Raw genomic sequence first — 12,232 nt, forward strand, 5'->3', positions numbered from 1 at the left:
GAAACGACAGGGGAGGAAACATGGCACCGGAAAAAGCGTTCGGCGTTCCGCCGATGGGCGATGTGACGCTGGACATGCTGCGCGAGGCGTTGCGGCGCGGTATGCGCGACCTGAGGCGCGCGCCGTTCTATGGCCTGATCTTTGCCGGGATCTATGTCCTGGGCGGGCTGGCCCTGGCCGCGCTGACCCTGCGCACCGACACCACGTTCTGGCTGGTGCTGGCGGCGATCGGTTTCCCGCTGCTGGGACCGTTTGCGGCGGTCGGGCTCTACGAGGTGTCGCACCGGCTCGAAGCGGGCGAGCCGCTCGAACCGGGGGCCATCTTCGGCGTGGTGCTGCAGCAGGGGCGGCGGCAATTGCCGTCGATCTGCGCGGTGATCGTGGTGGTGTTTCTGTGGTGGTTCTTTGTCGGGCACATGATCTTTGCCCTGTTCCTGGGGCTGTCGACGATGACCAACATCTCGTCCTCGGCCGAGGTGTTCCTGACCATGAACGGGCTGGCCATGCTGGCCACGGGCACGCTGGTCGGCGCGCTCTTTGCGCTGCTGCTCTACATGATCGCGGTGCTGGCCCTGCCGCTGCTGCTGGACCGCGAACTGGATTTCGTGACCGCGATGATCACCAGTTTCAGATATGTGCTGGCGCATCCGGTGCCGATGCTGGTCTGGGCGGTCCTGATCGCGGCGCTGACCTTCGTGGCGATGATCCCGGCCTTCCTGGGGCTGTTCCTGGTGCTGCCGTTGCTGGGCCATGCCTCGTGGCACCTGTATCGGCTGATCGTCGCGGCGGCCTGACCGGTCCCGCGGGCAATCACTGGAACGGATGATCGGCCTGCAGCAGCCGCCGGTGAAAGGTCGGCAGGTCGATGTTGCGGGAGAGCCCGCTCGACCGGGCCGCGGTCATGATCCGTTCGCGATCGGTGGCCAGAGATTTTCCGAGATGTTCGAATACCAACCGGGTCACGCGGCGGTCGGTGCTGGTTTCGCGGGCGGTGCGGGCGGCATAGCCAAGCCAGAAGTTATGGGCCAGCGACGTCACCGGGGCCAGATAGTAGAATTGCGGTGTCCGTCCCCGGCGACGGGAGATGACCATGTAGACCCCGTCGTCATCCCGGCAGACATAGCCGCGAAACTCGCGGGTGTCCGAGGTCAGGCGCAGGCCCTGCTGGCGCACCGCGTCGCGCGGTTCATATCCCCTGAGATAAGTGTCGCCGCCACGGCGGAACACGGTGACGATGCCGGTGATGCAGTTTCGCATGCTGACATAGCTGTTGCGCGAATAGCGGTAGAAACCGCCGGGCAGGCGGTCTTCGGTGACCCCTGCGAGGGCGGCGCCGGCAAAGCCTGCCAGCACCGGTCCCCGCAGCACCCGGCCCCGGTCGACGATCGTTTCCACCGGTTCCAGCAGGACCCGCGCGTCGATGTCGAAGAACCGGCAGATGCGGTCGAGCACGTCGGGGCGCGGAAAGCTCTCGCCGGAGAGATAGCGATTGAACTGGGTGCGGTTGACATCGAGCCGCCGGGCAAGTTCGGAAATCGACGGGTAGTCGCGGGCCAGGCGGCGCAGGTTGCGGCCGAACATGCTGCGGAGTTCAGCAGGGCTTCTGGAACAGTCGGGCATATCGGATACGCAATCAAATCGGATAGAAAAGCCAATCGGACGGTGCCGGAAACAGGCCTACCGGGGAACGGGGACAAATTTTTCGGCGATGCTACCGGCTCGGTTGCAAATTGCAAGCCAACGGGACCCGGAGCGCCGCCGCACCCCGGGTCGGAACGTCTCTGCGCCCATAAAAGAGGCGGAAAGGTTGAAATGCGCCTCTAATCGCCGCGCAACAATGCCGCGACCCCGGTGCGGGCGACCTCGGCCAGGCCCAGCGGCCGCATCAGGTCGGCAAAGGCGTCGATCTTGTCGGGGGCGCCGGTGATCTCGAACACGAAGGAATTCAGCGTGCTGTCGACGACGCGGGCGCGGAAGATATCGGCCAGCCGCAGCGCCTCGACCCGTTTGTCGCCTTCGCCGACCACCTTGAGCATGGCCAGTTCGCGTTCGACCGACGCGCCTTCGACGGTCAGGTCATGCACCTCGTGCACCGATACGATCCGGCCCAGCTGTGCCTTGATCTGTTCGATCACCTGCGGCGTGCCGGTGGTGACGATGGTGATGCGGGACAGGTGGCCGGTATGGTCCACCTCGGCCACGGTGAGGCTTTCGATATTGTAGCCTCGCCCGGAAAACAGGCCGATCACGCGGGCCAGCACGCCGGGTTCGTTTTCGACCAGCACCGCGATCGTGTGCCGTTCCTGCACGTCCGAGAACGTGGGGCGCAGGTTATAGGCGGAGTGGCGCGTGGCGCCTTTCTTGATGTGTAGGGCAGACATCCTGTCGCTCTCCTTGGTTCGTCGCGGCCGGAAGTTCGCGGGCTTCCGGCCAGATTTCCGTGCCGGAAACTGTCAGACCAGCACCGATCCCTTGCTGTCGATGACGCCCTGGGTCTCGGCTTCGCCCAGCAGCATCTCGTTATGGGCCTTGCCGGACGGGATCATCGGAAAGCAGTTTTCGTGCTTTTCGACCAGGCAGTCGAAGATCACCGGGCCGTCATGTTCGATCATCTCCATGATCGCGTCATCGAGATCGGCGGGATCGGAACAGACGATGCCCTTGGCCCCGAACGCCTCGGCCAGCTTGACGAAATCGGGCAGCGCCTCGGACCAGCTGTGGGAATAGCGTTCGCCATGCAGCAGTTCCTGCCACTGGCGGACCATGCCCAGCCGTTCGTTGTTCAGGATGAATTGCTTGACCGGCAGGCGGTATTGCGCGGCGGTGCCCAGTTCCTGCATGTTCATCAGCCAGGAGGCCTCGCCAGCAACATTGATCACCAGCGCGGCGGGATGCGCCATCTGCACGCCGATAGAGGCGGGGAAACCATACCCCATGGTTCCCAGCCCGCCCGAAGTCATCCAGCGGTTGGGATCCTCGAAGGTCAGGAACTGCGCCGCCCACATCTGGTGCTGGCCGACCTCGGTGCAGACGTAACGGTCGTGGTCGCGGGTCAGCGCCTCGAGCCGTTGCAGTGCGTATTGCGGCTTGATCGATGTCTTGCTGTCGGTGAAGGACAGGCAGTTCACCTCGCGCCAAGTGTCGATCTTCGCGTGCCAGTCCTTCAGCGCGGCGCCGTTGATCTTGCGGCCGCGCGACTTCCAGACCTTGAGCACATCCTCGAGCACATGGGCCACGTCGCCGACGATGGGAATATCGACGCGGATCACCTTGTTGATCGACGACGGGTCGATATCGATATGCGCCTTGAGCGATTTCGGCGAAAACGCGTCGATGCGCCCGGTGATCCGGTCATCGAAACGGGCACCGACATTGATCATCAGGTCGCAGCCATGCATGGCCATGTTGGCCTCGTAGAGACCGTGCATCCCCAGCATCCCCAGCCAGTTCGGGCCGGAGGCGGGATAGGCGCCGAGCCCCATCAGGGTCGAGGTGATCGGGATGCCGGTGGCGTCCACCAGTTCGCGCAGCAGCTGGCTGGCCGCCGGGCCGGAATTGATCACGCCGCCGCCGGTATAAAAGACCGGGCGTTTCGCCGTCTCGATCGCCGCCACCAGTTCGGTGATTTCCTCCAGGTCCCCTTTCAGCTGGGGCTGGTAATGGGATTTCGACGGGCGCGGCGCGGTATAGGTGCCGCTGGCGAATTGCACATCCTTGGGAATGTCGACCAGCACCGGCCCGGGCCGGCCGGAGGTGGCGACGTGAAAGGCCTCGTGAATGATCCCCGACAGCCGGTCGGTATCCTTGACCAGCCAGTTATGCTTGGTGCAGGGGCGGGTGATGCCGACGGTATCGGCCTCCTGGAAGGCGTCCGAGCCGATCATGAAGGTGGGCACCTGGCCGGTCAGCACCACGATCGGGATCGAATCCATCAGCGCATCGGTGATCCCGGTCACGGCATTGGTGGCGCCGGGGCCGGAGGTGACGAGGCAGACGCCAGGCTTGCCGGTGGACCGCGCATAGCCTTCGGCGGCGTGAACCGCGCCCTGTTCGTGACGGACCAGGATGTGGCGGATGTCGTTTTGCAGAAAGATCTCGTCATAGATCGGCAGCACCGCGCCGCCGGGATATCCGAATACGGTGTCTACGCCCTGATCCTTGAGGGCCTGAACCACCATCTTCGCGCCGGTCATCTCTTGTTTCATCGCCTCGTGCTCCATCCGCGGCATCCGTTGAATAAAAAAAGCCCCCGACGTTGATCGGAGGCGCATGGGTTCGATTATGGTCTACCGTTACCGGCCCATGCGCATGTGTCCTACGATTACGATTAGGGTTGCCATCGCCGTGGCTCCTTTGCTGATGCAGCGGACCTTAGGGGTGCCGGGCAGGGGCGTCAACCGGGAAAACTGACGCGAACCGGCGTCATTCCGCCATTTTCTTTCGTCGCGGATGCGGTCGGGGCAACAATCGGAATGTGATCGCCCGCGAAACAGGCATAACCGGTCCCGTTGCGGCAACAGGCGGCAATTCGGGCGCTAACATCGCGATTTCCGCTGCTGCATCGCAGAAATCCACGATTCCCCCCTTGTCTTGTGTATCTCAATCCATAATGTGCTCCCACTTCAACGACAGGCCCGCTGGCGAATGACCGGGGAACGGGTGCAAATCCAAGGGAGATAATAGATGGATCGTCGGTCTTTTCTGAAAACGAGCGCGATTGGCGGATCGGCCGCCGCTGCCACCTCGCTGGCGGCGCCGGTCTATGCGCAGGGCAACCGGACGCTGACTCTGGTGACGACATGGGGCCGCGGCCTGGCCGGGGTGCATGACAGCGCCGAGCGCAGCGCCAACATGATCACCGAGATGACCGATGGCCAGCTGACCGTCGATCTGAAGGCCGCCGGCGAACTGGTCGGCGCGTTCGAAGTGTTCGACGCGGTGACCTCGGGCCAGGCCGACATGTATCACGGTGCCGACTATTATTTCGTCGGCCAGCATCCGGCCTATGCGTATTTCACCGCCGTGCCGTTCGGCATGACCGCGCAGGAACTAATCAACTGGTATTACCATGACGGCGGCATGGAGCTGCATGACGAGCTGGGCCAGATCTTCGGTCTGAAATCCTTCCTCGGCGGCAATACCGGGGCACAGGCGGGCGGCTGGTTCTCGAAAGAGATCAACGGCCCCGAGGATTTCAACGGCCTGAAGTTCCGGATGCCGGGCCTTGGCGGCGAAGCCCTGGGCAAGCTGGGCGCATCGGTGCAGAACCTGCCGGGCGCCGAAGTCTACCAGGCGCTGGCCTCGGGTGCGATCGACGGCACCGAATGGATCGGCCCCTGGGCGGACGAAAAGGCCGGGTTCCAGGAGATTACCAAGACCTACTACACCGCCGGGTTCCACGAGCCGGGCGCGGGCCTGTCGCTGGCCTTCAACCGCGAAGTGTTCGAGAGCTTCACCCCGGCTCAGCAGCGTATCTGCGAAATCGTCGCCGGCGAAGGCCACCAGTGGAACCTGTCGCAGTTCCTGTCCGAGAACTCGGCGGCGCTGCAGCGGCTCCAGGCGGGCGGTGTCAAGGTCATGGAATTCCCGGATTCGGTCTGGGATGCCTTCGGCCAGGCCTCGAAAGAGGTCCTGGACCAGTACATGGACGACGACCTCTATGCCCGTATCCGCAACAGCGCATTCGACTCGATGCGGTCGTCTTCGGGCTGGCTGACCAAGTCGGAAGGCGCGTATCGCGCCCAGCGTGACCGCGTGCTGGGCTGATCGCCCGAGCCCGGATGCACTTCGAAGCGGCCCCGGCACCTACCGGGGCCGTTTTGCAACGATACCCGCGGCAACGACCGACGGGACACGGGTCGCCTCGGGTGACACCGAACCAACAAGGGGAATGATATGCTGGACGGCATTGCCTGGTTCTTCTCGAACCTCGGACAGTCCTTTGCCAATCTGTTCCACGCGCTGGCCAATCCGGGGCTGTGGCTGAGCTGGCTCGACGGGCTGTCGAGTCCCGAGGACAAGCAGGCGCTGATGCGCTTCATCTATTACGGCGGATCGACCGAACTGTTCTTTGTCATCCTGATGCTGGTGCTGATCGTGACGCTGATCGGCCTCATCTGGCGCAATTTCATGTGGTCCTGCGTGATCGTGATGGAAGGTTTCGCCAACAGCGTCGGGCGGCTGATGGCCTGGGCCGGGCTGCTGATGGTGCTGCAGCAGATCGTCATTATCTTCATGCAGCGCATCTTCGCCGCCTCCGAAATCTCGATGGGGCTGGGCAAGACGGTGACCCGCGACGTGTCGTGGTGGGCCGAGATGCTGAAGCTGGAAAACGCGATCATCGTCACGCTCTGCGCCACCTATACATTCGTGCAGGGCAGCCATGTCCGTGTGGACCTGATCTATTCGGCGGTGGGTTTCCGCGCCAAACGCGTGATCGACATGTTCGGCGCGGTCATCTTCATGATGCCGACGGCGGTACTGATCTGGATGTATGGCTGGTATTTCTTGTGGCGGCATCTGGTGGTGCCGAAACCGTCGGCGAGCGACACGCTGGACAAGCTGCTGACGAAATCGCGGGCGTTGCGCTGGAACGTGGAAACCATCGGGTTCAGCCCGAACGGGTTCGACGCCTATTTCCTGTTCAAGATCCTGCTGGTTAGCTTTGCCGCCATGATCTTCATCCACGCTGTCGCCTTTTTCTACCGGTCCTTCCTGGAACTGGTCGAAGGCCCGGACAGCGAACACAAACATCTCGACAGGGATGATCTCGGCGACGAGGAGGCCGAGATTGTTCATGCAATCGAAGAACATCACTAAGGGAGCCGGTCATGCTATTCGGACTTGATGGCGTCGAGATCGGCCTGATCATCGTATTTTTCTGCCTTTTCGGGGGAATCCTGAGCGGTTTTCCGGTGGCGTTCGCCATCGGCGGCGCGGGCATCATCTCTTTCGGGATCATCGCCGCGCTGGACAGCGCCGGCCTGCTGATCCACCAGGCCATAGACACCGGCAGCCAGGCCTATCGCGATCTGGTCGCGACGGGGGTCAAGCCGGATGCGGTGTCGATATTCCGATACCCGGATCTGCCGAGATCCGCTGTGCCGGTCTTTGCGCAGGGCTGGGAAACCGCGCTGGACCGCAACGTGTCCTTCATCGTGAACCGCATGAACGAACGGGTTCTGGCGGGCCAGTCGATCGAAACGCTGCTGGCGGTGGTGATGTTCGTGATGATGGGCATCGCGCTGGAACGGTCCAAGATCGCCAACGACCTGCTGACCACCATGGCCCGCGTGTTCGGGCCGCTGCCCGGCGGCCTGGCCGTGTCGATCGTGGTGGTGGGGGCGTTCCTGGCGGCCTCGACCGGTATCGTCGGCGCAACCGTGGTGACGATGGGGCTGCTGGCGCTGCCGACGATGCTGCGGAACAATTATTCGCCGGAACTGGCCACCGGCGTGATCGCGGCCTCGGGCACGCTGGGGCAGATCATTCCGCCCTCGATCGTGATCGTGCTGCTGGGCACGCTCGCGGGCGATCTCTATTCCACCGCGCAGGAAAGCCGCGCCGTCGCCGCGGGCTGTTCGGACGCGCTGACCTATCTGGGGGAACCGGCGGTGGTGTCGGTGGGCACGCTGTTCCAGGCGGCGCTGCTGCCCGGCATCCTGCTGGCGCTGCTCTATGCGCTTTATGCGTTCGGCTATGCGCTGCTCAATCCCGAACATGCCCCGGCGGTGGAAATGGGGTCGACCAGCCAGGAGCCGATCACCCGGTCCGAGGCCCTGACATGGCTGCTGGCGGCGCCGCTGGCGCTGATCGTGGGGGCGGTGCTGCTGGTCAACGTGAATGTCATCGGCTCGCAGGATATCACGGTATCCGCCTTTTCCGACCTGGGTGAAGGCGCCAGCCTGCGCACCAATGTCAGCGAGGAATGCAAGGCCTCGATGATCGACCTGCATGGGCAGGAGAAATGGGATACGGCGGTCTCCGAACAGGCCAGGATCGACGCGGCCGGCGGCGCCGCGGCGAGCCAGAAACTGACCGAGGAGGAACTGGAAGCAACCCGCCTGGCCAAGATCGCCGGCGCCGCCCCGATCGGAACCGGCGTTGCCGTGCTGATCGTCATCCTCGGCCTGGTGCTGATCATGGGGCGGGGGATCTCGCCATCCAGCGAACCCCGGCCGCTGATGCTGGGGGCGGTCGGGTTGATCCTCGTCGCGCTGGTGGACCTGTTCCTGATCTCGCCGGTCTCGTCTTCGGGCGCGACCTTCCTGCTGTTGGCATTGCCGTTCGCACTGGCGCTCTACGGATGCGGCGCGGCGGCGTCGCGGCTGGCGCAGAACGAACTGATCCGCGTCGTGTTCCCGCCGCTGGTCCTGATCGTGGCGGTGCTCGGCTCGATCCTGGGCGGCATCACCAATCCGACACCGGCCGCTGCGCTGGGGGCGGGCGGGGCGATCATGCTCGCGGCCTACCGCAAGCTCCATGACGAAGGCCGCACGGGCAGGGTCATCATCTGGTCCACCTACGCGATCATCATCTGCATCCTGATCGGCATCAATTTCGACCTGCGCATCAACCGCGAAAGTGTCGGCGCCGAAAGCTGGATCGCCTTCCTGCTGGCCTATGGCGCCTATCTCTATGCGCTGTTCGGGCTGCTGTTCGGATGCTGGGTGCTGTTCTCGACCGGGGTGCTGACGCCGGTGGTTCGCGAAACCGCCAAGGTGACCTCGATGGTGTTCACCATCCTGATCGGGTCGCAGCTGCTGAACCTGGTGGTGATCTCGTTTGGCGGGGAACATTACATCCAGCAGTTCCTCAAGAGCTTCGACAACGAATTCACGGTGTTCCTGATCGTGATGCTGGTGTTGTTCGTGCTCGGCTTCGTGCTGGATTTCCTCGAGATCATCTACATCGTGATCCCGATCGTCGGGCCGGTGATCTATGGCGGGTCGTTCGATCCGAAATGGGTCACGATCATGGTGGCGGTGAACCTGCAGACCAGTTTCCTGACGCCGCCATTCGGGTTCGCGCTGTTCTATCTGCGCGGGGTCGCCCCCAAGGAAGTCACGACCGGTCATATCTATCGCGGTATCCTGCCTTTCGTGGTCATCCAGGTGATCGGGCTGGGAATCCTGTGGTATTTCCCGGCCATCGTGACCATCGTTCCCGCGCTGATGCCCAACTGATCGCGGCGGTAAGAACCGGCAAAGGGGGCCTCGGGCCCCCTTTTCATGTCTCGGCGTTGATATCCTGACGGTTCGGTTCAGGCCCGGGTCGGGTGGCGGTCGGGCAACTGGATGCCGGCCACCTGTTCCGCGATCGGGTCGGATGACAACGGATGGGTATCGCGGGCCTCGACATAATCTGCGGGCGAGGTCATCGGGTGCCATTCGCCGCCGTGATAGAGGTCCAGCCCCGAAAACTTGGCCTTGTAGCCCATCTTGCGGCTGCCCGGCACCCAATAGCCGAGATAGACGAAGGGCAGGGCGTTTTCGCGGGCGATGTCGACATGGTCGAGAATCATGTGCGTGCCCATGGATTCCTGCGGCCGGTCCGGGTCGAAGAAGGAATAGACCATGCTCAGCCCGTCATCGAGCACATCGGTCAGGCTGACCCCGACAAGCGCGCCGGTTTCGCCATCGGTATATTCGATCACCCGGCTGCGGATCGGGGTTTCCTCGATCATCGCGGCAAATTCGAACATGTCCATGTCGGCCATGCCGCCATCGGCGTGGCGGGCATCCAGATAGCGGCGGAACAGGTCGTATTGTTCCTCGGTCGCCCAGGGCGACGTGGCGCGGCGCTGCAGCCCGGCATTGCGCCGCAGGGTGCGTTTCTGGCTTTTGGACGGACTGAACCGGCTGACATCGATCCGCGCCGACATGCAGGCCGAACATTCGGCGCAGGCGGGCCGGTAGAGCACGTTCTGCGACCGGCGAAACCCCTGTTGGGACAGGGAATCGTTCAGCCGGTCGGCATTGTCGCCATGCAGCGCGGTAAACAGCTTCCGCTCCATCCGCCCGTCCAGATAGGGGCAGGGCTGCGGAGCCGTGACATAGAATTGCGGCGCGATCGGCAGCGTATGGCGCATGGGTGTTCCATCATGGTTTCACGCGATGATAGCAACGGCTCAACCATGCGCCAAGCCCGTGCGTGCGGCCTAGGTTACCGCGCGCCGGTTGATCGCCACGCTGCCGAGAAACGCGTCGGTCAGCCCCTGGCCGCGCGCGCCGGTCAGCATCATCACGATTGAGATGACCTGTAGCACCGGCAGCGCGATGGACAGGCTGTAGCCGGCGGTATGGGCCAGCGCGAGCCCGAGATCGAACCGTTCGCCATAGGCATTGCGGAACTCGATCCCGGCAAACCGCATCCCCCAGGTCGCCGAACCGCTGGCGATGGTGACGACGCGATAGGCAAAGCCGAGCACCAGGTAGAGAACGGGCCAGAAGAAGGCGCCGACAAAGGCGGTGAACAGCACCGCGATCAGGCTCAGCGCGACAATGATGATGGTATCGAACACCCAGGCAATCAGGCGTTTCAGCGGCACCGAGGCGTAGAAATCCGGCTGGAACTCGGGGTCGGGCAGATGCGGCATCGGGTGGGGTCCGTGACTGAGGGAACGAGGTGACCGGGTGTAACCGGAACATTCGGGAGGGGCAAACCGGCCCGCCCAAGGGGGGCGGGCCGGTCAGGGTCAGGTGGTGGCGGGGATCAGGCCAGGTTCAGGCCAGGATCAGGCCGGGTCGTGATCTTCGCTGTCGGTCTCGTCGCGGGCGACGCGGGCGCGCTCTTCCATGAACTGATCGAACTCGGCCTTGTCCTTGGCTTCGCGCAGCCGTTCGAGGAAGGCCTCGAAGTTGCGCTGTTCCTCTTCCAGCCGGCGCAGCGTGTCCGCCTTGTAGGCATCAAAGGCGCTGTTGCCGGTTGGCCGCGATGCGGCATAGGCGTGGCGCGCGTGGCGGGAGGCGCGGCGGCAGGATTTTCCGAACATGCGTTTGCTCCAGATCATGTAGGCGAGAAGAGCCAGTCCCACGGGCCAGAAGAAGATGAAGCCCAGCACCATGGCTGCGATCCATGCGCCTTTGCCCTTGCTGTCGAGCCAGGCCTCGGCGCGGGCGAACCAGCCACCGGGCTGGGTCGTGGCGGGGACAGTGTCGGTGAAGGTGGTCATCGTGCAGGTTCTCCAGATCGTGTTATGTGGCGGTCGTCGATGTGAATGTCGTTCACATTGAACAAGATCGGCACCATCCGGGGATTTTGCAAGAGGAGATGTGAACTATTTTTACATTATCTTCGATTGCGAAGTGAAATCATAAGGTTGTGCGCCAGAAATGCGCAACAGAACATCCGGTTCGGTGGAAAAGACATGGTGCGGGGTGCCGGCGGCGGCCCACACGGTCGGGAAATCGGCAAGCCGCGGGTCGAAATAGGCGCGGATCGGGTTGGTGTGTCCCACCGGCGCGACCCCGCCGATGGCAAATCCGGTCTGGGCCCGGATCAGCGCCGCGTCGGCCTTGCCCAGCGGTTCGCCCGCGGCGATGGCGGCGCGGTCCGGGTCGACGCGGTTGCCGCCCGCGGTGAGGAACAGGATCGCCTCGCCGCTGGTTTCACCGCGAAAGATGATCGATTTGGCGATCTGGTCCACCGCGCAGCCAACGGCCTCGGCCGCCTCGGCCGCCGTGCGCGACAGCGGCGTTTCGCGGATCTCGGCGTCGACGCCCGCGGCATCCAGCGCCGCGCGGACGCGCCTGAGGCTCTTGCTCATCGGTCTTCTCCTGTCTTGACGGGGCGCCCGGCATGGCCAGACTGCGGGTCATGCAGGAATGGACCGAAACCGACCCGCCCGCAATCGCCGATATCGTGGCGCTGGAACGCGCGGTGTGGGAGGCGATGCTGACGGGCGACCCGCAGGCCGATGGCCGGATGCTCAGCTGCGATTTCCTCGGCGTCTATCCATCGGGCTATGCCGGTCGCGACGACCACATGGCCGCGCTGGATGACGGGCCGGTCATCACCGGCTATCGGCTCGACGAGGAACGGCTGCTGCCCGCGGGGCAGGGGCATGTGCTGCTGGTCTATCGCGCGTATTTCAGCGAACCGGGGCGGGACGGGGAAAAGGCGATGTATGTCGCCTCGCTCTGGCGCCGCGATGGCGAGGGCTGGATCAATTCCTTTTCCATGGACACCCCGCTGGGCGCCGGGGATCATTGACCCCGCGCAGCCGCTCTGC

Annotated in this window: 12 protein-coding genes; 5 read left to right on the forward strand and 7 right to left on the reverse strand. The window is 63.8% G+C overall.

Annotation, left to right across the window (positions count from 1 at the left end; genetic code table 11):
* Positions 1-20: 20 nt before the first annotated feature.
* Positions 21-794, forward strand: coding sequence for a DUF2189 domain-containing protein (locus tag C6Y53_RS16305; RefSeq protein WP_106473410.1), 774 nt, complete (start codon positions 21-23; stop codon positions 792-794).
* A 16-nt stretch (positions 795-810) separates the two neighbouring features.
* On the opposite strand, the gene C6Y53_RS16310 is transcribed toward C6Y53_RS16305, so the two are convergent.
* From C6Y53_RS16310 to C6Y53_RS16320, 3 genes are all read right to left on the reverse strand, one after another.
* Positions 811-1,581: a helix-turn-helix domain-containing protein gene (locus C6Y53_RS16310; RefSeq protein ID WP_106473411.1), complete on the reverse strand. Its 771-nt coding sequence runs from the start codon at positions 1,579-1,581 to the stop codon at positions 811-813.
* A gap of 239 nt (positions 1,582-1,820) precedes the next feature.
* Entirely contained in the window at positions 1,821-2,381 is a 561-nt protein-coding gene (gene ilvN / locus C6Y53_RS16315; RefSeq protein ID WP_106473412.1) for an acetolactate synthase small subunit, read from the reverse strand.
* A 72-nt stretch (positions 2,382-2,453) separates the two neighbouring features.
* Positions 2,454-4,205: an acetolactate synthase 3 large subunit gene (locus tag C6Y53_RS16320; protein WP_106474149.1), complete on the reverse strand. Its 1,752-nt coding sequence runs from the start codon at positions 4,203-4,205 to the stop codon at positions 2,454-2,456.
* Positions 4,206-4,683: 478 nt separating this feature from the next.
* Here C6Y53_RS16320 and C6Y53_RS16325 point away from each other — a divergent pair, with 478 nt between their 5' ends.
* From C6Y53_RS16325 to C6Y53_RS16335, 3 genes are all read left to right on the forward strand, one after another.
* Positions 4,684-5,766, forward strand: a complete 1,083-nt coding sequence (locus C6Y53_RS16325) for a TRAP transporter substrate-binding protein (RefSeq protein WP_106473413.1) — start codon at positions 4,684-4,686, stop codon at positions 5,764-5,766.
* A gap of 129 nt (positions 5,767-5,895) precedes the next feature.
* Positions 5,896-6,819, forward strand: a complete 924-nt coding sequence (locus tag C6Y53_RS16330; RefSeq protein WP_106473414.1) for a TRAP transporter small permease subunit — start codon at positions 5,896-5,898, stop codon at positions 6,817-6,819.
* A gap of 11 nt (positions 6,820-6,830) precedes the next feature.
* On the forward strand, positions 6,831-9,185 hold the full coding sequence (locus tag C6Y53_RS16335; protein ID WP_106473415.1) for a TRAP transporter large permease: 2,355 nt from the start codon (positions 6,831-6,833) through the stop codon (positions 9,183-9,185).
* A 77-nt stretch (positions 9,186-9,262) separates the two neighbouring features.
* On the opposite strand, the gene C6Y53_RS16340 is transcribed toward C6Y53_RS16335, so the two are convergent.
* The 4 genes from C6Y53_RS16340 to C6Y53_RS16355 all read right to left on the reverse strand — a co-directional run bounded on the left by C6Y53_RS16340 (position 9,263) and on the right by C6Y53_RS16355 (position 11,767).
* The gene (locus C6Y53_RS16340) at positions 9,263-10,090 is read right to left on the reverse strand and encodes an arginyltransferase (RefSeq protein WP_106473416.1); all 828 of its coding nucleotides are present in this window, start codon (positions 10,088-10,090) and stop codon (positions 9,263-9,265) included.
* Positions 10,091-10,159: 69 nt separating this feature from the next.
* The gene (locus tag C6Y53_RS16345; protein WP_106473417.1) at positions 10,160-10,597 is read right to left on the reverse strand and encodes an RDD family protein; all 438 of its coding nucleotides are present in this window, start codon (positions 10,595-10,597) and stop codon (positions 10,160-10,162) included.
* Positions 10,598-10,735: 138 nt separating this feature from the next.
* Positions 10,736-11,173: a DUF2852 domain-containing protein gene (locus C6Y53_RS16350; protein ID WP_106473418.1), complete on the reverse strand. Its 438-nt coding sequence runs from the start codon at positions 11,171-11,173 to the stop codon at positions 10,736-10,738.
* Positions 11,174-11,284: 111 nt separating this feature from the next.
* Positions 11,285-11,767, reverse strand: a complete 483-nt coding sequence (locus C6Y53_RS16355) for a YbaK/EbsC family protein (protein WP_106473419.1) — start codon at positions 11,765-11,767, stop codon at positions 11,285-11,287.
* 32 nt (positions 11,768-11,799) lie between these two features.
* Between C6Y53_RS16355 and C6Y53_RS16360 the strand changes: the two genes are divergently transcribed.
* Positions 11,800-12,213: a nuclear transport factor 2 family protein gene (locus C6Y53_RS16360; protein WP_244614858.1), complete on the forward strand. Its 414-nt coding sequence runs from the start codon at positions 11,800-11,802 to the stop codon at positions 12,211-12,213.
* Positions 12,214-12,232: the final 19 nt, after the last annotated feature.

It is taken from the genome of Pukyongiella litopenaei (genome assembly GCF_003008555.2).
Classification (GTDB): domain Bacteria; phylum Pseudomonadota; class Alphaproteobacteria; order Rhodobacterales; family Rhodobacteraceae; genus Pukyongiella; species Pukyongiella litopenaei.

Coding starts and splice junctions, on each gene's coding strand:
- C6Y53_RS16305 (WP_106473410.1), top strand. CDS start 21: ATGGCACCGGAAAAAGCGTTCGGCGTTCCGCCGATGGGCGATGTGACG.
- C6Y53_RS16310 (WP_106473411.1), bottom strand. CDS start 1,581: ATGTTCGGCCGCAACCTGCGCCGCCTGGCCCGCGACTACCCGTCGATT.
- ilvN (WP_106473412.1), bottom strand. CDS start 2,381: ATGTCTGCCCTACACATCAAGAAAGGCGCCACGCGCCACTCCGCCTAT.
- C6Y53_RS16320 (WP_106474149.1), bottom strand. CDS start 4,205: ATGAAACAAGAGATGACCGGCGCGAAGATGGTGGTTCAGGCCCTCAAG.
- C6Y53_RS16325 (WP_106473413.1), top strand. CDS start 4,684: ATGGATCGTCGGTCTTTTCTGAAAACGAGCGCGATTGGCGGATCGGCC.
- C6Y53_RS16330 (WP_106473414.1), top strand. CDS start 5,896: ATGCTGGACGGCATTGCCTGGTTCTTCTCGAACCTCGGACAGTCCTTT.
- C6Y53_RS16335 (WP_106473415.1), top strand. CDS start 6,831: ATGCTATTCGGACTTGATGGCGTCGAGATCGGCCTGATCATCGTATTT.
- C6Y53_RS16340 (WP_106473416.1), bottom strand. CDS start 10,090: ATGCGCCATACGCTGCCGATCGCGCCGCAATTCTATGTCACGGCTCCG.
- C6Y53_RS16345 (WP_106473417.1), bottom strand. CDS start 10,597: ATGCCGCATCTGCCCGACCCCGAGTTCCAGCCGGATTTCTACGCCTCG.
- C6Y53_RS16350 (WP_106473418.1), bottom strand. CDS start 11,173: ATGACCACCTTCACCGACACTGTCCCCGCCACGACCCAGCCCGGTGGC.
- C6Y53_RS16355 (WP_106473419.1), bottom strand. CDS start 11,767: ATGAGCAAGAGCCTCAGGCGCGTCCGCGCGGCGCTGGATGCCGCGGGC.
- C6Y53_RS16360 (WP_244614858.1), top strand. CDS start 11,800: ATGGCCAGACTGCGGGTCATGCAGGAATGGACCGAAACCGACCCGCCC.